This window comes from Sphingorhabdus buctiana (assembly GCF_042680825.1).
Lineage (GTDB): Bacteria > Pseudomonadota > Alphaproteobacteria > Sphingomonadales > Sphingomonadaceae > Sphingorhabdus_B > Sphingorhabdus_B buctiana.
Genome location: NZ_JBHUEL010000003.1, coordinates 313,118 through 332,647 on the forward strand (window position 1 = coordinate 313,118; position 19,530 = coordinate 332,647).

21 protein-coding genes and 1 tRNA gene are annotated in these 19,530 nt (G+C 59.0%); 15 read left to right on the forward strand and 7 right to left on the reverse strand.

The window, feature by feature from the left end; translation table 11 throughout:
• Window positions 1-299 precede the first annotated feature (299 nt).
• The 4 genes from ACFSAG_RS04565 (at window position 300) to ACFSAG_RS04580 (ending at window position 3,583) form a co-directional block, all read left to right on the forward strand.
• On the forward strand, window positions 300-950 hold the full coding sequence (locus ACFSAG_RS04565) for a transglutaminase-like cysteine peptidase (RefSeq protein WP_381511786.1): 651 nt from the start codon (window positions 300-302) through the stop codon (window positions 948-950).
• A 199-nt stretch (window positions 951-1,149) separates the two neighbouring features.
• Window positions 1,150-1,746, forward strand: coding sequence for a TetR/AcrR family transcriptional regulator (locus tag ACFSAG_RS04570; protein ID WP_381511788.1), 597 nt, complete (start codon window positions 1,150-1,152; stop codon window positions 1,744-1,746).
• On the forward strand, window positions 1,743-2,198 hold the full coding sequence (locus ACFSAG_RS04575) for a PaaI family thioesterase (RefSeq protein WP_381511791.1): 456 nt from the start codon (window positions 1,743-1,745) through the stop codon (window positions 2,196-2,198). Before ACFSAG_RS04570 ends, ACFSAG_RS04575 begins: the two co-directional genes overlap by 4 nt.
• The gene (locus tag ACFSAG_RS04580) at window positions 2,195-3,583 is read left to right on the forward strand and encodes an MATE family efflux transporter (protein WP_381511794.1); all 1,389 of its coding nucleotides are present in this window, start codon (window positions 2,195-2,197) and stop codon (window positions 3,581-3,583) included. Before ACFSAG_RS04575 ends, ACFSAG_RS04580 begins: the two co-directional genes overlap by 4 nt.
• Before the next feature lie 44 nt (window positions 3,584-3,627).
• Here the strand turns inward: ACFSAG_RS04580 and ACFSAG_RS04585 are convergent.
• A tRNA-Cys gene (locus ACFSAG_RS04585) sits at window positions 3,628-3,701 on the reverse strand.
• A 265-nt stretch (window positions 3,702-3,966) separates the two neighbouring features.
• On the opposite strand from ACFSAG_RS04585, the gene ACFSAG_RS04590 reads away from it, so the two are divergent.
• Genes ACFSAG_RS04590 through ACFSAG_RS04605 form a run of 4 tightly spaced genes read left to right on the forward strand, consistent with a single transcriptional unit; the run spans window position 3,967 to window position 7,806 of the window.
• Window positions 3,967-4,611 (forward strand): protein-L-isoaspartate O-methyltransferase family protein, encoded by a 645-nt coding sequence (locus ACFSAG_RS04590; RefSeq protein WP_381511797.1) that lies wholly within the window; start codon window positions 3,967-3,969, stop codon window positions 4,609-4,611.
• 17 nt (window positions 4,612-4,628) lie between these two features.
• Window positions 4,629-6,077 (forward strand): TolC family outer membrane protein, encoded by a 1,449-nt coding sequence (locus ACFSAG_RS04595; RefSeq protein ID WP_374611802.1) that lies wholly within the window; start codon window positions 4,629-4,631, stop codon window positions 6,075-6,077.
• 26 nt (window positions 6,078-6,103) lie between these two features.
• Entirely contained in the window at window positions 6,104-6,520 is a 417-nt protein-coding gene (locus ACFSAG_RS04600; RefSeq protein WP_374611804.1) for a DUF2497 domain-containing protein, read from the forward strand.
• Window positions 6,520-7,806 carry a Xaa-Pro dipeptidase gene (locus ACFSAG_RS04605; protein ID WP_381511801.1) on the forward strand — a complete coding sequence of 429 codons (1,287 nt, stop codon included), beginning with the start codon at window positions 6,520-6,522 and terminating at the stop codon, window positions 7,804-7,806. The genes ACFSAG_RS04600 and ACFSAG_RS04605 overlap by 1 nt, the downstream gene beginning before the upstream one ends.
• Before the next feature lie 6 nt (window positions 7,807-7,812).
• Here the strand turns inward: ACFSAG_RS04605 and ACFSAG_RS04610 are convergent, their stop codons facing one another.
• Complete coding sequence (locus tag ACFSAG_RS04610) at window positions 7,813-9,753, reverse strand: beta-galactosidase (RefSeq protein ID WP_381511804.1); 1,941 nt, start codon at window positions 9,751-9,753, stop codon at window positions 7,813-7,815.
• A 60-nt stretch (window positions 9,754-9,813) separates the two neighbouring features.
• On the opposite strand from ACFSAG_RS04610, the gene ACFSAG_RS04615 reads away from it, so the two are divergent.
• Window positions 9,814-11,325, forward strand: coding sequence for a sodium:solute symporter family transporter (locus tag ACFSAG_RS04615; protein WP_374611810.1), 1,512 nt, complete (start codon window positions 9,814-9,816; stop codon window positions 11,323-11,325).
• Here ACFSAG_RS04615 and ACFSAG_RS04620 read toward each other — a convergent pair.
• Genes ACFSAG_RS04620 through ACFSAG_RS04635 form a run of 4 tightly spaced genes read right to left on the reverse strand, consistent with a single transcriptional unit; the run spans window position 11,322 to window position 13,870 of the window.
• A complete protein-coding gene (locus ACFSAG_RS04620) occupies window positions 11,322-12,473 on the reverse strand; it encodes a GNAT family N-acetyltransferase (RefSeq protein ID WP_381511806.1) in 1,152 nt (383 codons plus the stop codon). The two genes, ACFSAG_RS04615 and ACFSAG_RS04620, sit on opposite strands and share 4 nt — an antisense overlap.
• Before the next feature lie 10 nt (window positions 12,474-12,483).
• Window positions 12,484-12,942 carry a RidA family protein gene (locus ACFSAG_RS04625; RefSeq protein WP_381511809.1) on the reverse strand — a complete coding sequence of 153 codons (459 nt, stop codon included), beginning with the start codon at window positions 12,940-12,942 and terminating at the stop codon, window positions 12,484-12,486.
• The gene (locus ACFSAG_RS04630) at window positions 12,939-13,586 is read right to left on the reverse strand and encodes an HAD family hydrolase (RefSeq protein ID WP_381511812.1); all 648 of its coding nucleotides are present in this window, start codon (window positions 13,584-13,586) and stop codon (window positions 12,939-12,941) included. The genes ACFSAG_RS04625 and ACFSAG_RS04630 overlap by 4 nt, the downstream gene beginning before the upstream one ends.
• Window positions 13,583-13,870, reverse strand: a complete 288-nt coding sequence (locus ACFSAG_RS04635; RefSeq protein WP_374611817.1) for a DUF3572 domain-containing protein — start codon at window positions 13,868-13,870, stop codon at window positions 13,583-13,585. The genes ACFSAG_RS04630 and ACFSAG_RS04635 overlap by 4 nt, the downstream gene beginning before the upstream one ends.
• Window positions 13,871-13,938: 68 nt before the next feature.
• On the opposite strand from ACFSAG_RS04635, the gene ACFSAG_RS04640 reads away from it, so the two are divergent.
• Together ACFSAG_RS04640 and ACFSAG_RS04645 are read left to right on the forward strand one after the other, a co-directional pair.
• On the forward strand, window positions 13,939-14,304 hold the full coding sequence (locus ACFSAG_RS04640; protein ID WP_374611819.1) for a response regulator: 366 nt from the start codon (window positions 13,939-13,941) through the stop codon (window positions 14,302-14,304).
• Window positions 14,305-14,309: 5 nt separating this feature from the next.
• Window positions 14,310-16,361 (forward strand): protein-disulfide reductase DsbD family protein, encoded by a 2,052-nt coding sequence (locus tag ACFSAG_RS04645; protein ID WP_381511816.1) that lies wholly within the window; start codon window positions 14,310-14,312, stop codon window positions 16,359-16,361.
• 88 nt (window positions 16,362-16,449) lie between these two features.
• Here ACFSAG_RS04645 and ACFSAG_RS04650 read toward each other — a convergent pair whose 3' ends face one another.
• Window positions 16,450-16,812, reverse strand: coding sequence for a hypothetical protein (locus ACFSAG_RS04650; protein ID WP_381511819.1), 363 nt, complete (start codon window positions 16,810-16,812; stop codon window positions 16,450-16,452).
• A gap of 228 nt (window positions 16,813-17,040) precedes the next feature.
• Between ACFSAG_RS04650 and ACFSAG_RS04655 the strand changes: the two genes are divergently transcribed.
• The 4 genes from ACFSAG_RS04655 (at window position 17,041) to rpsI (ending at window position 19,525) form a co-directional block, all read left to right on the forward strand.
• Window positions 17,041-18,102, forward strand: coding sequence for a COX15/CtaA family protein (locus ACFSAG_RS04655; RefSeq protein WP_381511820.1), 1,062 nt, complete (start codon window positions 17,041-17,043; stop codon window positions 18,100-18,102).
• A complete protein-coding gene (gene cutA / locus ACFSAG_RS04660; protein ID WP_374611824.1) occupies window positions 18,099-18,419 on the forward strand; it encodes a divalent-cation tolerance protein CutA in 321 nt (106 codons plus the stop codon). The genes ACFSAG_RS04655 and cutA overlap by 4 nt, the downstream gene beginning before the upstream one ends.
• Before the next feature lie 135 nt (window positions 18,420-18,554).
• Complete coding sequence (gene rplM / locus ACFSAG_RS04665; RefSeq protein WP_381511824.1) at window positions 18,555-19,034, forward strand: 50S ribosomal protein L13; 480 nt, start codon at window positions 18,555-18,557, stop codon at window positions 19,032-19,034.
• A complete protein-coding gene (gene rpsI, locus ACFSAG_RS04670; RefSeq protein WP_374611828.1) occupies window positions 19,034-19,525 on the forward strand; it encodes a 30S ribosomal protein S9 in 492 nt (163 codons plus the stop codon). Before rplM ends, rpsI begins: the two co-directional genes overlap by 1 nt.
• Window positions 19,526-19,530: the final 5 nt, after the last annotated feature.

The following is a 19,530-nucleotide window of genomic DNA, read 5'->3' on the forward strand; positions in this document are numbered from 1 at the left end:
TAGTTGTGTATATTTATTTAATTAATCGCGCACGGGAAATCTGTTACGCGATGTCTGTAAGGATAAATCTGAACTAACATCGATTTGACGGCCTCTCGTGTGGCTTAGATTCAAATCAGAATCAACTGAATAAATCAAAGCCACTCAATCCGATCTGTTTTTAGAATGGATATTTTGAGATGGCCTTGTTCTTAGCTCAGTTGTTCTTGCTATATACTGTAGCAATAGCAGTTATTTTCCTCCGGAGAGAAGTTGCAAAGCTCAGCTTTCGTTTGAAGGTTGCTTCTGTTTCTCCCGGTTTGAGGCAGTTCGATCGCCTGTCGGGTCGCATCACGGTTCTGGCGATCGTCTGCCTCTTCCTTTCGATGCTGCTGGTGTTCAGCGCGGCTCCGGCCTCTGCGCAGACGCTCTCGGCTTCTCCCGCTGTTTTCGGCACGAAGGCATTGCCGATTGCCCGCACCCCGCTCGACGGCCGTTGGCAGTCGGCAAAGCAGGCCGGGCTGGGCGTTAGCGACTCCGGAGTAGCAGCGTTGATTTCGCAAAACCGCACTGCCGGTCGCGACGAACAACTGGCTGCCATCAACAGCTGGGTCAACGGCCGCATCAAGTACACCTCGGATCAGGCCAATTATGGCCAGGCTGATGTTTGGGCAACGGCCGCCCGTTCACTGCAATCAGGCCGCGGCGACTGCGAAGATTATGCCATCGCCAAGTTTCAAATCCTCCGCTCGCTGGGCGTTGCAGAGCGTGACATGTTCCTCGTCGTCGGACGCGACCGTTCGGTTCGTAGCGATCACGCCGTTCTGGTTGTCCGCGTTGGCGCAAAATATCGCGTCCTCGACAATTTCACGAACAAGGTTGTCGATGATTTCCAGATGATCGATTTTCTACCGACTTTCTCTTACGGCAGCTCTGGCAGCTGGCTGCACGGCTTCGCCGCTGCAAACTGAAATCCCCAATGCCAGCTAATAGAGCCTGCAAAAAAGGCCGGGGTATCCACCACCCCGGCCTTTTTCATTTGCACCAGCAATTTCCCATCGTGACCCGACAGGGAATCGGCTCATCCTTTAATCGAAATTGGAAAACGCACAGGTAGAGTTGCAATAACACCTCCTTTATATTACGTGTATCATATAAAGGGGAACGCGCATGCGTTACGGCAGTGATCACAAAGCGGAAACCCGCGCCCGGGTGGTAAAGTCGGCAGCACGCGAAATCCGGCTGAAAGGCCCAGAAAAAGTATCGGTCGCGGATGTCATGGGAAGCGCCGGCCTTACTCATGGGGGCTTTTACGCGCATTTCGCATCGAAGGAGGCGCTAATCGCAGAGGCGATCGATTCGATGTTTGCAGATTTGGCGCATCGCAGCTTTGCCTTTGATAAGGCAATGGTCGACGAACTCGCTGATCCGCGCCCTGCGCTGCGCAAATTTCTTGGATCGTACATTTCTCCCGCGCATCGTGATGAGCCAGAACGTGGTTGTCCTCTTCCCGCCCTGGCGACCGACATGGCACGCAACTCGGATGTTGCCCGCACGCGTTACGCGAATGGATTGGAAAAACTCGTTGCTCGTATCGAGGCAGCGCTCGTCCGCATGGGCAATGCCAATCCCGCCGAAGAGGCTAGGGCCGCCGTCTCGCAAATGGTCGGCGCGGTGGCCTTGGCGCGCGCGATCGGCAAGGGGCCGCAATCGGACGCCATTCTGCGTGACACTCTCTCATCCCTCACAAAAAGGCTGGATATATGACCATGGCAACAACCCAAGTCGAAGGAACCCCAGCTGATGGTCTGGCAAGGGTTCGGGCTCTACTGGCGGCGGGTGGCAAGCCCCCGATTGGCGAAACATTGGGCTTTGCCTTGGTCGAAGTCGAGCTTGGCCGCGTGGTTTTCGAGGGCACCCCCGGACGCCATGTCTATAATCCCCTTGGAATCGTACATGGCGGCTATGCTGCAACATTGCTCGATTCCGCCTGCGGCATCGCAACGGCAAGCCGATTGGCAGCTGGTGAATCGTTCACCACATTAGAGATCAAGGTCGCCTATCATAGAGCCATGACCGAACATACCGGGCCGGTTCGGGCAGAGGGGATTGTCAAAAGCATGGGGCGGCGCGTCGCCTATGCAGATGCGAAACTTACAGACTCCAGCGGAAAACTTCTGGCTTCTGCAACCTCCACCCTGCTGGTGATGGCGGCGTGAGTACAACCTTCGTCGATGCCAGCACCCGCAAAGAGCGGGCTTCTGCGGCAGCAGCTGCGCGCGCAACGCTTTTGCGCGATGGCCCGATACTCTCCACTCTCATACGCCTAAGCCTGCCCAATCTTATCGCTTTATGCTCCGCCACGGTCGTTTCCATTGCGGAAACGGCATATGTGGGTTCGTTGGGTGTTGCTTCGCTGGGCGGTATCGCCCTTGTTTTTCCAATTTTCATGTTGATGCAAATGCTTTCGGCGGGGGCGATGGGCGGGACGATCTCTGGCGCGATCAGCCGGGCACTCGGCGCTGGCGACCATGATGGCGCCCAGGCGCTTGCCTTATGCTCGCTTGCCATTGGCGCGGCGCTCGGCCTGGTTCTGTCGGTTGCCATATTGTTGGGTGGTCCGTTTACTTTCAGGCTGCTGGGCGGGTCTGGCGACGTCCTTCAACAGGCGATCATTTATTCGAACGTTGCAGCGTTTGGCATTTTCGCTGTCTGGTTGACCAACACATTTGCTTCGATTGCCCGCGGATCAGGCAATATGACCATTCCTGCATCGACCCAATTGGTGGCAGGGTTGATCCAGATTGTCGTTGGCGGAGCATTCGGGCTTGGGATAGGTCCGCTTCCCAGGCTTGGCATGGCCGGTGTGGCGCTTGGCCAACTTGTTGCATTTTCGTGCTCGGCTGTCGCGCTGTTCTGCTATCTTCGTTCGTCGAGGGCGCGGCTGCAATTGCGGTTAAGCCCAAGCCTGCTCAGCGTTCAGCGTTTTGCCCAAATCATGCAGGTTGGCGCAGTTGCCATGCTTTCGCCGTTGTTGTCGGTGACGACAGTTTTGGTGCTGACTGCAATGGTCGCACGCTATGGGCCAGAGGCTTTGGCTGGCTACGGCATCGGTGTTCGGCTCGAATTCCTGCTTATTCCCATCGCCTTTTCGGTCGGCGTCGCCTGTGTGCCGATGGTCGGAACGGCAATTGGTGGGGGGAATGTGCCCAGGGCCAGACGTATAGCTTGGACAGCTGGGGGGCTTGCCGCATCTGCCCTTGGCACGCTCGGTCTGCTCGTCGTGGCTTTCCCCGGGCTTTGGGTGAACATGTTCACGGCCGATCTGGCTGTCCGGTCTGCAGCATATAGCTATTTGGGCATTGCGGGTTTCAGCTATGCATTTTTCGGATTGGGTCTCTGTCTTTACTTCGCGTCGCAGGGTGCGGGCCGGGTGGGTGGCGCAATCACAGCCCAGGCTTTGCGGCTGACAGTGGTTTTGGCAGGTGGTTGGGCCCTAATCGGAATGCAAGCACCGCTTTGGTCGGTGTTCCTGCTTTCGGCAGTTGCGATGGTCCCGATGGGGTTGGGAACAGCACTCTTCATAAAATTCACGCGCTGGTAAGTCCAAAAGGACGAGTCAAATAATGTGGGTTTTGAGTGAAGTAATGGAGGCCCGAGCCGGAATCGAACCGGCGTGCAAGGATTTGCAGTCCTCTGCGTAACCACTCCGCCATCGGGCCTCGATGCTTCGGCAACAGGTGCCGCGCGGTGGTGAGGGGCGTCCACTAGCGGCTGGAATGGCGCTTTGCAATCGGGATTCGCGACCATTTGGCCACAGCCGCGATGCAAAACGTTGCTGCTCGCATGGCAAATTCAGCCGTTTGTCCGAAACCGGCTTGGACTTTGCGTCTGTGCTGACTAGAAGGGAGACCATGCTGTGTTGCATCCGCAATACAGTTGTGTCACAAACATTCTAGGCCGAACAAACCGGCAGCGGAAATTCATATGCAGTCAGCGCAATCCGAAACCTCACGTCGTCACATGATCGACAGCCAGCTTCGCACCAACGGTGTAACCGCAGCATGGATCGTGAAGGCAATGGGCGAACTGCCGCGCGAAACCTTCCTGCCCGCGGGCAAGGAAGCCTTTGCCTATCTCGACCGTTCGGTTCCGCTTGGCAAAGACCGCATGCTGAACCCGCCGCTTGCCACTGCAGAGATATTGCAGACGGCGGAAGTTTCGGAGCAGGACAATGTCCTGCTGATCGGAGCGGGAACCGGCTATATGGCAGCATTGCTTGCAGGCCGGGCCGCAAAGCTGGTTGCTGTCGAATCGGATAGCGGGCTGGCGAAAGCTGCGGCGACCAAGGTACCGGGGTTGAAGCTGGTAGAGGGCAATCTTGCGGAAGGCGCCCCAAAGGGTGCGCCGTATAGCCTGATCCTTATCGATGGTGCCATCGAAACGCTGCCCGATGCCATTGTGGCGCAGCTCGCAGAGGGCGGGCGGATCGTAACCGGATTGGTTGATGGACCTGTGCGGCGGCTCGCCATCGGGACGAAGCATGGCGGGCATGTGGCGCTGCGCCCGTTTGCCGACATAGAAATTGCCCCGCTGCCTGGATTTGAAAAAGCGCGGGAATTTGTATTTTGAGAGGTTTCAGGGGGACAATGCGGACGCTATTGCTGATTGCCGCCGGCGCTGGTGCCATTTCGGTCGCCACACCCGCTACGGCAGATTCGTTGCGCGATGCGCTGGCTACTGCCTACCAGACCAACCCGACATTGACCGGCGCGCGCGAAGGGCAAAAGGCTGCGAATGAGGCCGTGCCGATCGCAAAAGCCAATGGCCGCCCCGATGTGCAGGCAAGCGGCAGCTATAGCGAATTGTTCCCGCGATCGAACGGCACGAACTTCACCCCCGATCGGACATTGAACGGGCGTGCGGACGTCACCGTTCCGCTGTATCTTGGCGGTGCAGTCAAGAATGCCGTTCGGGCCGCGGAAAACCGCGTAGAGGCAGGCATTGCAGGATTGCGCGCAACCGAAAGCGCGATTTTCTCTGCCGTAGTCGCCGCCTATATGGACGTGATCCGTGACGAAGCGATTGTCGATTTGAACCGCGCGCAAGTCGGTGTGCTGCAGGTCAATCTGGAAGCCACCCGCGACCGGTTCGAAATTGGCGATCTGACCCGTACCGACGTCGCCCAATCGGAAGCACGCCTCGCTCTGGCCACCAGCAGCCTCGAAGCCGCGCGTGCGAACCTGATCCGTTCCAAGGAAATCTACATTCAGCTGGTCGGAAAGCCGCCGGAAAATCTGGAAGCGCCGCCGCCGCTGCCCAACCTTCCCGATTCGCCCGACAGCGCAGTCAGTGTAGCGCTAGAAAACAATCCGGACCTTATTGCCGCGAAGGAATTGCGCGAAGCCGCGCGTTACGACCGCAAGGGTGCGGAAGCCAGTCGCCTGCCGCAGGTGATTGGCTTTGGCGCGGGCAATTATTCAAACAACCTGGGCAGCATCGATTCGGGCACACTTCCCGCTTTCGACAAGACATCAACCTCGGCGCAGGTCGGCGTACGGGCAAGCCTGCCGCTTTATCAGGGCGGCCAGCCTGCCGCGCAAATCCGTCAGGCGCAGGCGCGCATGGGGCAAGCAATTGAGCAGGAAATTGCGGCTGAGCGCGAAGCCATTGCGCAAACCCGCGCGGCCTATGCGAGCTGGAAAGCGGCGCAGGACGTGATCAGTGCTTCCGAGCGTGCCGTCGCCGCAAACGAGCTTTCGCTGGAGGGTACCCGTGCTGAAAACAGCGTCGGCAACCGCACCATCCTCGACATCCTGAACGCCGAGCAGGAACTGCTCAACAGCAAGGTCCAGCTCGTAACGGCGCGCCGCAACGCCTATGTCGCTGGCTTTTCGCTGCTCGCCTCGATGGGCCGTGCGGAAGCACGCGATCTTGGCCTTGAGGGCGGCCCGCTGTATGATCCGGTCGCCGAATATGATGCGGTGAAGAACAGCTGGAGCGACTGGTCGTCGAAGCCCGATCCCACTGCCAAGGCCACCCGCACGGTTGACACACCTGCGCAAAAGGCTGAAATAGAACCATTACCTCGCTATTGAGGGAATCAGGGGCAAGGCGGAACGCTATGGCAAATGATCGGAACGAACCATCGATGGAAGCGATCCTGTCTTCGATCAAGAAGATCATCGCCGATGAAGACCGTTCGCGCGCCATCAACTCGCGTCGCCCGGCGCGCGATAGCCGCCGCGATGAAAGCGAAGAAGACGACATATTGGAGCTGACCCAAGCGGCTGACGAAACCGAGGGTGAATTGCTCGACACCGACAAGGCGCAAAGCCTGCGCCAGAGTTTCTCGGTCCTGCAGACGCTATCCGAACCGGGCGTCGCGCCGCAGATTGTGCGCTCGGGCGAAACCTCGCTCGAAGGGCTGACCCGCGAGTTGATGAAGCCGATGCTCAAGGAATGGCTCGACACCAACCTGCCCGGCATCGTCGAGGCGATGGTGGCGCGCGAAATCGAACGCATCACCAAGAAGGGCTGATGCGCCTCGCTTTTGCTCTGGCGCTCACCGCCGCTGCTGCACTTCCTGTCTCTGCCCAGAAACCGACATCGGTGGACAGCTATGTCGTTGCAGGGCACATAGTCGATGTTGCCCAAGGCACCGTCCTGACCGGTCATTGCATTGCGATACAGGCAGACAAGATCAGCGCGGTCGAACCATGCAAGCCGCAGCCTGAAAATATCCGGACGATTGACTGGTCTGCCTATACCGTGCTGCCCGGGCTGATGGACCTGCACACCCACCTTGCCGATGCAGGGCAGGATGCCGATGTCGCGCTGCCGCTGAAAACTTCGCCTGCCGCCACCGCGCTTATCGGCGCAAAAAATGCGCGCGATACGCTGATGGCTGGCTTCACTACAGTGCGCGATGTAGGAACCTATCGCGGGCTGACCGATATTGCTTTGCGCGATGCAATCAACGCGGGCCGTGTGCCCGGCCCACGCATGTTCGTGGCCGGGGGTTACATCACCAAGCCCGGAGGCGGGGGTGAACTCAACGGTGTCATCGACAATGACAAATTGCCCGAAGACATGCGCTATGGCGTTTCGGTCGGCCCGGTGCAGGCTGCCGAGAAAGCCACATTCTTCATCGACAAGGGCGCCGACTTCCTGAAGCTCATTGCCACCGGTGCAGTCCTCGCCATCGGCACCGAACCCGGCGAGCCTGAATTGAGCGTCGAGGAAATGAAGGCTGCTGTCGATACCGCAGCCAAGCGCGGCGTCTATGTGACCGCGCATGCGCATGGCGCACTGGGTATCAAGAACGCGATTGCCGCTGGGGTGCGCTCAATTGAACATGCCAGCCTGATTGACGACGAAGCACTGGCGCTCGCCAAAGCCAGCGGCACTTGGCTGGTGATGGATATCTACAATGGTGATTATATCGACGATATCGGCACCAAAGAGGGTTGGCCCGAAGAATATCTGCGCAAGAACCGTGAGACCACCGATGTCCAGCGGGAGGGATTTGCCAAGGCGGTGAAGATGGGCGTGAAGATCGCCTATGGAACCGACAGCGGCGTCTATCCGCATGGAGTGAACGGTCGGCAGTTCAAATATATGGTGCGTTACGGGATGACACCGATGCAGGCGATCCAATCCGCAACCATCCGCGCCGCCGAATTGCTCGGCAAGGAAGCCGAGCTGGGCAGCATCGCACCGAGGCGGTACGCAGATCTGGTCGCGGTGAAAGCCGATCCACTCGCCGATATCTCGGCACTTGAGGTCGTCGACCATGTGATGAAGGGCGGCGAAATCATCCGCTGACTGGCGTTATTCGCGCCAGACGGTAACTCCGGCAGCTTCGATCCTGGCTGAGCCCAAAAGCAGCTCCGCCCCCTCCGGCACTGAGAGTTGCTGCGCCTGCGTGCCATAGTTGAAGGCAAATCGCAGCATCCCGGCACGACGCGTCCGCACGCCGCTTGGCAGGTCTTCGACTACCATGTCCGCATCACCCGCCATGAGGCCGATTACATCACGCAGCAGCGCCGCATCGAGATGGCCAGCAAGATAGCGGACGCTTCCCTCACGCCAGACGATACCCCGGCCATTGCTGAGGCGGATTTCCGGTTCGAGATTGCTTTCTACATGTTCGAGCCAGCGGCTGATGGCGAAGCCTTCGCCTTGCTCTTCGACCCCGTCACGAAGCGATTCCACGCGGGTTACCTTTAAGGGGATCAGTTGCTGTAATCCGCCGGGGGCCAGTTCTGCCGGGATGGAGAGATTGGTCGTCTTGCTTCCACTGCGCGGGCCGATGAGCACAGGGCCATCGAAGGCGCGCAGGCGTTCGACGACATCCGCGCCGATAATCGGGCAGCACGGGATGATGAGCATCCGATAGCCTGCAAAATCGGCTTGGGGAGATATGATATCGACGTCGAAACCGCACTGGCGCAGCGCCGAATAATAATCGAACGCCATGCGCAAGGCGCTGAATCCCCGGCCTTGCGGCTGGATCTGCGTCACCCAGTCGCCCGCATAATCGAATAGCAGTGCGACCGATTTGGGCGGCGGACCTGCATCGCCAATCGCCGCAATATCGGCGGCAGCCTGGCGTGCCTCCCCGCCGCCGACATCCTCGACACTGTCGGGGCGTAACAGGCCTGCGTGCATCTGTTCCTGTGCCTTGGGGAATTGCCGCCAGCGAAAATAGCTGACCATCTCGGCACCATGCGCCATTGCTTCCAAGGTCCAGAGGCGCACCATGCCGGGTAGGGGCGCGGGGTTGAATCGGGCCCAATTCACCGGCCCGGGCTGCTGCTCCATGACCGACCATCGGCCGTGTTTTTGGCAGCCGCGATAGAGATCGTGGTGGAAGGCTGCGATATCGGGATGCCCTTGCCGCAAATAGCTGCGCTTCTCTTCTTCCGAAAACCAGAATTGCTCGAGGAAGCCGAGCGGATAGCTATCCCAGCTAGCGACGTCGAGGTCGGCCCCGACAGCGTGATGATCGAATTGGGTGAAGAAGCCCATGAAATTGTGGATGATGTCGCGCCCGGGGGAGCAGGCGCGCAAAATGTTCGCCTGCCGCCGGTTGAAGCGAACAACCTGGTCGGACGAGAAGCGGCGGAAATCGAGCCAGTGCGCCGGGTTTGCCTCCGTCACGGTAAGGTTGGGCAAGTCGATTTCGGCGAAGGTGCGATACTCCATCGACCAGAACACATTGCCCCACGCCTCGTTCAACGCCCCGATCGTTTCATAACGATTGGCAAGCCAATAGCGAAACGCCTCGGCGGCGGCCGGGGAATAGCTGACCGCGCTATCGTGGCAGCCATATTCATTATCGGTCTGCCATGCGACGATGCCGGGATGCTCGCCATAGCGTTCGGCCAGCGCCATCACGATGCGATCGCATTCGGCCTGATAGCCTTGGTGCGAAAAGCAATAATGGCGGCGCGAGCCGAAGCCGCGCGGGCGACCATCCTCGTCCAGTGCGACCATATCGGGCATGCGGTCGACAAGCCATTTGGGCGGCGTTGCTGTTGGCGTGCCGAGGATGATTCCAAGCCCCTGCCGGTGCAGTGTTTCAATCGCCCGATCGAGCCAGCCCCAATCATAGCGTCCCGGTTCGGGCTCGATGCGGCTCCAGGCGAATTCGCCGATGCGCACGCGCGACAAGCCCATCTCCGCCATTCGCCGCGCATCATCGACCCAGACATTTTCGGGCCAATGTTCAGGATAATAGCAGACACCCAGTTTCATGTTTTGCTGCATCTCGTTCGGGTTGCGATGTCATCCGCTATGCGGCAGACAGCGGATAAAGGGGAGAGGAAAATGGAGACTGCCGCATCATCGATCGACGGTCTGCAGGTCGCGATCTTTATCGCAATCCTGCTGGCGCTGGGCCTGGCGACTTACGCAAAGGTGCGCAGCGGCCCGAGCGAGCATGACGGATCGGGCAAGGATGTCTTCCTGGCAGGCGGCGGGCTGAGCTGGCTCTATGTCGCCGGCGCGATCACCATCACCAACCTTTCGACCGAGCAATTGGTCGGGATGAATGGCGGGCAGATGCTGCTGCTCGCTTGGTGGGAGATTTCGGGTTTCGTCGGGCTGATGATCCTCGCCTTTGTCTTTGTGCCCATTTACTATCGCAACAACTGCACGACTGTGACCGAGCTTCTCGAGCGGCGATATAATGGCGGCAGCATCCGCACGGTGATTTCGCTGCTTTTCCTCGTCGGCAACATCCTGATCTACCTGCCCGCCTCGCTCTACAGCGGCAGCCTGTTCCTGAAATCGATGTTCGGGGTCGACTGGCCCTTGCTCTACTTCGCCATCCCGATGGCAATCATGGCGGCGATCTACACGATTACGGGCGGGCTGAAGGCGGTCGCGGTGGTCGACACCTATTCGGGTATCGGCATGCTTTCAGTGGCGTTGCTCGTCGTCATCCTTGCGATGAACGCCATAGGCTGGGATCTTTCCGGAATACCCGAGGAACGGCTGTCGATGATTGGCCAACCGGATTCGCAGATTCCATTCCACACGCTGTTCACCGGGATGCTGTTCATCCAGATATTCTATTGGTCGACCAACCAGAACATCACCCAAAAGGCGATGACCGCACCGACGGTGCGCGAGGCGCAAAAGGGTGTGCTCGCCGCTGCTACCATCCGCATCCTGATCATCCCGCTCATCGTCGCGGTGCCGGGTGTGGTGGCGTATAAGTTGTTTGGGCCGATTGGCGACAAAAGCTATGGCCGCATCGTCGCGCATGTCCTGCCGACGTGGCTGTCAGGCGCTTTCGCATCGCTGATGGCGGCGGCAGTGATTGCGCATACAGCAGCGATATTGAACAGTTCGGTGGCGCTCTACTCGGTCGACTTCCACGACAAGTTTGTCGCCAAGGTGAAGAATCACTGGCGGCTTGCGGCCACCGTCAGCACCATCCTGACCATCAGCTCAATCCTGATCGTGCCCGCATTCGAAAGCGCCAAAAGCATCATCGACCTGCTGCAGCAACTGAACGGGCTGTCTTCGATGCCGATCCTTTCGGCCTTCATCGTCGGGCTGTTGTTCCGCAATGTCGATGCCAAGGCCGCGATCGCGGGGCTGGTGTTTGGTGTCGCGGCATATGCCTTGCACACCTTTGTCCTCTACGAACCGGGCAGGATTTTTGAGGGCGAGACATTCTACCAGCATTATGGGCTGGGCGGCGTGCATTATATCGATGTTATGCTGATGGTGCTGGTTTCCTGCGTGCTGGTTGCGCTCGCGTGCAACCGCTTTGTGCTGGGCAACAAGGCGCGCTTCGTCGGCTGGCGGGGGATTACCTCGGTCGACTAACCGCGTTTGAAGGGGCCCAGTTCGCCCAGGAATTCCTGCTCACGCTCGACTGCCCTGCGCTCGCGGATCAGGAAATCGTCAACTGCCGACCGGAAGCCGGGATCGGCGATAAAATGCGCCGACCAGGTAGTCACGGGCAGGTATCCGCGCGCCAGTTTATGCTCCCCCTGCGCACCGGCCTCAACCCGCGCAAGGCCGTGCGCGATGGCAAAGTCGATGGCCTGATAATAGCACAGCTCGAAATGGAGGAAGGGGATGTCCTCAGTGCAACCCCAATAACGGCCATAGAGGCAATCAGGGCCGAGCAGGTTGAGCGCGCCCGCCACCGGCCGTCCGCCCTGATGGGCGAGGAACAGCACGATGCTATCGCGCATGCTTTCCGCAATTACGTCGAAAAAGGCTCGGGTCAGATAAGGCCGGCCCCATTTGCGCGCGCCAGTATCCTGATAGAAGATCCAGAAGGCATCCCAATGTTCGGGCCGGATCTGGTCTCCGCGCAGAATCTCTATGTCGACGGCTGACTGCGCGCCTGCCCGTTCCTTGCGGATCGCCCGCCTTTTGCGCGAGGCGAGCGTTGCAAGAAAATCGTCAAAGCTGGCATAGCCATCATTCGACCAATGAAATTGCGTTCCCGACCGGATCAGCCAGCCGGCCTTGCGGAACAAGTCGAGCTGCGCAGTGTCGACAAAGGTAGCATGGGCGGATGACAGCCCGTTCTGCAAGACAACGCTCTCCGCCGCGCGCAACAGCTTCAACGCGGTTTCATCGTCGCGTGCGAGCAGGCGAGGGCCGGGGACCGGAGAGAAGGGCGCAGCGATCTGCAGCTTGGGATAATAACGTCCGCCAGCCCGTTCATAGGCATCGGCCCAGGCATGGTCGAAAACATATTCGCCCTGGCTGTGCGATTTCAAATAGGCGGGAAGCGCGCCCGCCAGTTGGCCATCCGCATCGCGTATAACGATTGGCGCGGGTGACCAGCCGGTTCCCGTCCCGACACTGCCCGATTCCTCGAGCGCGGCAAGGAAAGCATGGCCGACAAACGGATTGGCTGCACAATTGAGCGCATCCCACTGCCCGGCATCAAGTGCCGAAACCGATTCGGCTATCTGGGCAATGACCGCGTCGTCGGGCGCTTCGCCTTCCGCCATATCGCTTACCTCAAGCGGGCTTCACCGCGACTATCGCATCGATTTCCACCGTCGAATCGAGTGGCAATACGGGAACGCCGACAGCGCTGCGGGCATGTTTGCCGGCATCGCCAAATACCGCTTCCATAAGGTCGGATGCGCCATTGGCGACCTTGGGCTGCGCAGTGAAATCGGGCGTGGACGCGATGAAGGCGCCAAGCTTGACGATGCGCTCCACGCGGTCGAGCGAACCCAAGGCCTTTTTCATCTGCGCGATCAGCATCAATCCGCAGCCTTGCGCCGCGAGCACCCCTTCTTCCTCGCTACGGGTGTCGCCGACCTTGCCGGTCATCAGCTTTCCATCAACAAATGACACCTGCCCCGAAATATAGAGCAGCCCGCCGGTTTCGACCGTCGCGACATAGGATGCGACCGGTGCAGCGGGTTCGGGAAGGGTGATGCCGAGTTCGGCGAGGCGGGCTTCGATCATGCGGTTTCTTTCTGGATGAGGGGGGCTGGGCTGCCCGAGAGCAGCTTTTCGGTGATCCAATGTTCGGCCTCGTGCCAAAGGTCGATGCGGGCATGCGCTGATCGCGAAGCCTGAACGCGCTGCCACAATATCGGTTCCCCGACAAATTGCAGCCGCCACACTTCGGGCAGCGCCTCGGCAACCGAGTCATGCTGGTGACCCAGATCGTCCACAAAGACGGCCGTGCTGGGATTATATTGTTCGATGATCCGCGCCAGCGCCTCACCCTTGCCGCCCTGGTTGGTGTACACTGGGGCATCAATACCGACGGCGCGCAATTGTTCGACACGCGACTGGTTGTGATGGTCCATAAGATTGGTGAGGATAACGACATCGGCAACTTCAGCGATGCGGTTGATGGCGTCAACCGCGCCTTCAATCGCCTGCTGACGGTGCATTTCGGTGAGGAAAAATCCGTTGAGCAGGTTCCAGACATGGCCGCGCTCGACCTGCGTGCCATCATGTTTGTGGCGCAAGGCCTCGCCCCAATCGCCATGGATAAGATCGAAATGGATGTGGTGCACTTCATCGAGCCAGTCACGGAAAGGTACGACCATGTGCAGCAGCACTTCGTCGCAATCGGAAATCAACAAAGGGCGGCTCATGCTTCAAGCTCCATTCGCGCGCTGACTAGCGCTTTGGGGGAAACGCCGACATGATCGGCAGCGGCAACAAGATCGGGCTCATGCGCTTCAAGGAAAGCAAGGATTGCCGCAAGTGTCGGCGCCTCTGATATGGCGGTGCGCAAAATGTCGGGCGTCAGCCCGGTGAGCGCAAGCATCCGCGTCGCTCGGTCGGCGTCGGCAAGGATCCAGCCCAGCGCAGCAAGCGCGAGCGATGCTGGGTCGTCTTGAATTTGGCCAAAGCTTTTCGCATTTGTTTCCGGCATGGCTTTCGCTTAAGCGAAACCGGCAGGCCTGCCTAGGCAGCAAAATTGCCAAAGTTTGAGGAAACAGGGTGAGCAAGAAGGTTCTGATCGTCGAGGACAATGAGCTGAACCTCAAATTGTTCACCGATCTGTTGCGCGCGCACCAGTTTGAGGTGGAGGGCGTACGCGACGGGCGCGAAGCCTTTGCCCGGATGCGCGCCTTTGTGCCTGACCTGGTGATCATGGATATCCAGATGCCGCATGTCAGCGGGCTGGAACTGATCGAGGCGATGCAAAGCGAGCCCGACCTGAAACCGATTCCGGTGCTGGCAGTGACGGCCTATGCCGGCAAGGGCGACGAAGAACGCATCCTGGGGGCTGGCGCAAAGGCCTATCTTTCGAAGCCAGTCGGCATGGTGGTGTTCTTGGAAGCAGTAAAGGCCATCACCGGTTGATCCCCATGCTGTTCCGATGGTTTCTGGTTGCGCTCGCACTTCTCGGTTTCCAGACCTTGGCCGCGCAGGAACTGCACGTTCCGGCAAAGCTGGTTGCCGAAACCCAGCAGCCCGCGCCCGGCAACAATGTGACGCTTGCTTTTGTCTTTGAGCCAGAGCCCGGCTGGCATGGCTATTGGGAAAATCCCGGTGATGCAGGATTGGGGCTGCAGCTGGAATGGACATTGCCCAAAGGTGTGACCGCCGGGAAGCCGCGTTTCCCGGTCCCCAAACCGCTGCTGATCGGCGGCTTGATGAACCATGTCTATGAGGATCCACACACAATCCTTATCGACCTGAAACTCGATAGGTCGCTAACGGCGGGGAGCACACTCCCGGTCGCTGTGATTGCCAATTGGCTGGCCTGCACGGACACCATCTGCGTTCCGCAGCAGGATCGTTTCGCGCTTTTGTTGCGCGCTGGCGATGGCAGCATCGAAGCCGGCCAACGGCGTCAGTTTGACCAATGGCGTTCGGCGATCCCCGTCCCGCTCGACCAGCCCGCCCGATATGCCATAAGCGGCAACCGCTACAACCTTGCCATTCCCTATCCGGCAAGCGCGCCGCTAGACCGGCCCCATTTCTTCGCCTTGACCACCGACCGCATCCGCTACGCCGCGCCGCAACAGGCCCGCCGTGTCGGCAATTGGCTGGTGATTGAAATGGAGCGGCAGGGACAGGCCGGACCTATTGAGGGCTTGCTGCGCTTCGCACCGGGGCAGGGTATATTGATAAACTCGATTGAAGGCCTGGTTCCGGAGGGTGGGGAGAGCGTCACCACCCTTGCCGCGAATGACAAACTTTCAGATCCTGCGGCAAAGCTGCCGGCATTGCCTTGGTTATTGCTCGGCGCAGTGCTGGGCGGTGTATTGCTGAACCTGATGCCATGCGTCTTTCCGATACTGGGCCTGAAAGCACTGACATTGGCCAAAGCTGGCGGCGATGGTCGTGAAGCAAGGGTAGAGGCTATCGCCTACACTGCAGGTGTCCTGCTCAGCTGCTTGGCATTGGGTGGCATCATGCTTTCGCTGCGCGCAGCAGGTGAAGAGATTGGCTGGGCATTCCAGTTGCAGGAACCGCCGGTCGTGTTGGGATTGCTGGTGCTGATGGTCGCGATCACCGCCAATCTTGCCGGCCTGTTTGAATTACCCGGATTCGCGGTGAGTGCCAACAAGGCGACGCAACCGGGTGTTGCAGGTTCATTCTGGACAGGCGTGCTGGCATCGGTCGTTGCGACACCTTGCACCGGACCTTTCATGGCTGCCGCTATGGGGGCGGCGATCCTGTTGCCAACGGCGGAAGCCATGGCTTTGTTTGCCGCGCTTGGCTTTGGCATCGCGCTTCCCTTCCTGTTGATCGCTTTTGTCCCAACGCTTCGCAGGCTGTTGCCAAAACCAGGGCTTTGGCTCGATCGATTCCGCAAATCGATGGCGCTGCCGATGGGACTTACGGCTTTGGCGCTATTGTGGTTGCTTTCGCGGCTTGCAGGAGCCGAAGGCCTTTGGATTGGCCTGTTCGCAGCCACTCTGATGATGTTGCTGCTGGCCGCCTATCGTTTCACCAGCGGTCGGCTTCGTTACGCACCGTTGCTGCTGGCGCTAGGTGCAGGCGGTTTGATCGCCGCGGGTAATGCTTTGCTTCCTGATGCGCCGAGCCAGGCCAAGGCGTCGGAGGGCGACTTTCCGGGGGCGGTGAAATTCGACGCGCGCGAACTGGCAGAACTGCGCGCACGCGGTACCCCGGTATTCCTCTACTTCACTGCTGACTGGTGCGTGACCTGTAAGGTCAACGAAGCCGCGGCTATCAATCGTGAAGAAACCATCGCGCTGTACCGCGATAAAGGCATCACGGTCATGGTCGGGGATTTCACCCGCCGCGACGCCGCCATTGCCCGTTTCCTTGCCGATCATGGCCGATCAGGTGTTCCGCTTTACCTGTTTTATCCGGCGAACGGCGAGGCGCGTGAACTGCCACAAATTTTGACGCCAGCGATCGTTGCAGAAGCGGTGGGTCTATAGAACTGGGTTCAGGGGCGGACCTGAATTGAGGTGCAGCCATTTGCATGGCAACCAGTCCGCCCCTTCCCCATGACAACGGGATGCGACCCTATAAGGACCCGTTGTCGATCTCGATCTGGAGCGTCTGGCTGGCACCGATGACATTGACGCCGCGTACTCCTGTAATCCCTACGAGCGGCACCGATCGTTCCGTCAAACCCGCCATAGCCGTCGAATCCGAAAAATCGCGCATTCCGGTCGGCGTAAAGGCGACAACCTCAATCCCCCAAAAGTCCGGCCGTTCGTGATAGACACGCGGCGCAAGACGCATTTCAAAGCCATCGCCAATCTTCGCCCGTACCCAGAGATACAGCGAATCCTGAAAAGGTACGCGCCGCAGCTCTGCATGTTCGAAATCTATAACTTGTCCCTGGGGCGCGCTTGAAAGCGAGCCGCCTGCCATGCCGCTCATTGTCACATCCAAAAATTGCGTAAATCATTGCAGCGCTTGAAAATATGATTTCTAAGGCGCGTTATATAATTACGCTTTTAGCGTATTTTATTTGCTTTTGCCATCCTGCAACACTGTAAACACTTGTAAATGCGAGCTAAGGCCTTGTGCAGGAAACCGAAAAAAATCGCGCATACCTATGCGAAACCCTCTATTGCTTTGTCAGCGTGTGACAATCATATCGCGCCCATGCAGCACGCTTCTCCCCCTGCGTCTTTCAGCGTTGGCGCACCCCTGAAACTGGCCAATTGGCTGATCGCCGTTGCCACTCTTGTATTCCTGATGGTGATTGTCGGCGGGATCACCCGGCTCACCGAATCCGGGCTTTCAATTACCGAATGGAAACCCGTGACCGGCGCCCTACCCCCGCTGAACGAAGCGCAATGGATGTCGGAATTTGAAAAGTACAAACAGATCCCCGAATATCTGGAGATCAACGGCCCCGCCGGAATGACGCTGGCCGAGTTCAAATTCATCTATTTCTGGGAATGGGTCCATCGCCTGCTGGGCCGCGTGATCGGGCTGGCCTTCGCTGTGCCACTTGCTTGGTATTGGATGAAGCAGCAAATCCCGCAAGGCTATAAAGGCCGTTTGCTTGCGCTGCTGGCTTTGGGTGCGCTACAAGGAACCATTGGTTGGTGGATGGTATCATCCGGCCTTAGCGAGCGTACTGATGTCAGCCATTATCGTCTTGCGGTACACCTTTTGACGGCCCTGTTCATCATGGGCGGTTTGATCTGGACCGCGCTTGACTTGCGGCACCTCGCCCGCACCGGCGCCAACAAACCGGCCCGCTTGACCGGCTTCAGCTTAACCATATTGCTGATCCTGTTCATCCAGCTGCTGTTCGGCGCTTGGGTGGCTGGCCTCAATGCCGGCTATGTCTCAAACAGCTGGCCTTTGATGAATGGCAAGCTCTATCCCGAAGGCGTGGATTGGAGCCAAGGAGCGTGGTTCGCGCTGACCCATGATCCTTTCCTGACCCACTTCATCCATCGCTGGTGGGCATGGGTGGCTGTGGCTGCGCTCGTCATCATGGCGCGGCGCCTCAAAAAGGCCGGCGCACGGTCTGCTTCGATCGCCATCCATTCAGCATTCGGGACGCAGATTTTGTTAGGGATTGCAACGGTAATGACCAACATGAACATTGTGTTGGCCGTTATGCACCAGGCGGTGGGCGCGCTGGTGGTCGCTTCCACCGTTTGGGGTGCGCACCGGCTGGGATGGAAAGAAACTGACGGACCAAAATGACGGAATTGGCGATTGTCTATGCCCTGTTCCCAAGTGCTGGCGAGGCGCATGACTGTTGCCGGACGCTGCTTGAGGAAGGACTGGTCGCCTGCACCAACCGACTCGCACCAGTAATTTCGCATTATCGCTGGCAGGGCGAGATAGAGACCAGCGAAGAACATCCCGTGCTGTTCAAGACCCGGGCGGACCTGCAACAGGCGGCGATTGATCGCATTGCACAGCTGCATCGCTATGATGTGCCCGCTGTTTTGGCCTGGCCGGTTTCAGCCGCGCACGCACCCTTTGTGGAGTGGGCAAAAGCCGAAACCAAGCGGTAGGGTATTATTTTACCCGCCCGAAAACCCATGCATTTGCTTGACTATCGGCGCGCGCCAAGCCAATAACGCCCGTCCGCTGAAGGGGATTCGATTCCCTTTGGCACCAAATCCCTATCGGAGGTTCGAACAGCAGCCATGAAAACGCTGTCCAAAGTCACGAAGTCGATCCGCCCGCAGGACGTCCAGAAAGATTGGCACATCATTGATGCCAATGGTCTGGTTGTCGGCCGCGTTGCGACGATTATCGCCAATATCCTGCGCGGCAAGCACAAGCCGAGCTACACCCCGCACGTTGATTGCGGTGACCATGTCATCGTCATCAATGCCGACAAGGTGAAGTTCACCGGCAAGAAGCTGGGCGACAAGGTTTACTATCGCCACACCGGTTATGCCGGCGGCATCAAGGGCGTCACCGCTGCCAAGGTTCTCGAAGGCCGTTTCCCTGAGCGCGTGCTCGAGAAGGCTGTTGAGCGCATGGTTCCGCGCGGTCCGCTCGGTCGCCAGCAAATGCGTGCCCTGCACCTGTACAACGGCACCGAACACCCGCATGACGGCCAGCAGCCCAAGGTGCTCGACGTCGCTTCCCTGAACCGCAAGAACAAGGTGGGTGCATAATGTCCGACACCGTAGAATCGCTCGCTGATCTCCAGACGCTGGGTGCCGAAGGTTCGGCTCCGGCAGCGCCCGCAGCCCCGCTGCGCGAAAAAGAAGTCGATGCGCAGGGCCGCGCTTATGCAACCGGCCGCCGCAAGGATGCGGTTGCCCGCGTCTGGCTGAAGCCCGGCACCGGCAAGATCGTGGTCAATGGCCGCGACCAGACCGTCTATTTCGCACGCCCGACGCTGCGCCTCGTCATCAACCAGCCGTTCGACGTAACCGACCGCGTTGGCCAGTATGACATTGTCGCCACCGTCAAGGGTGGTGGTCTTTCGGGCCAGGCTGGTGCCGTAAAGCATGGTATCGCCCAGGCGCTTTCGAAGTTCGAACCCGCACTGCGCAGCGCCGTCAAGGCCGAAGGCTTCCTGACCCGCGACAGCCGCACGGTTGAACGTAAGAAGTACGGTAAGGCGAAGGCCCGCCGCAGCTTCCAGTTCTCGAAGCGCTAATCGGT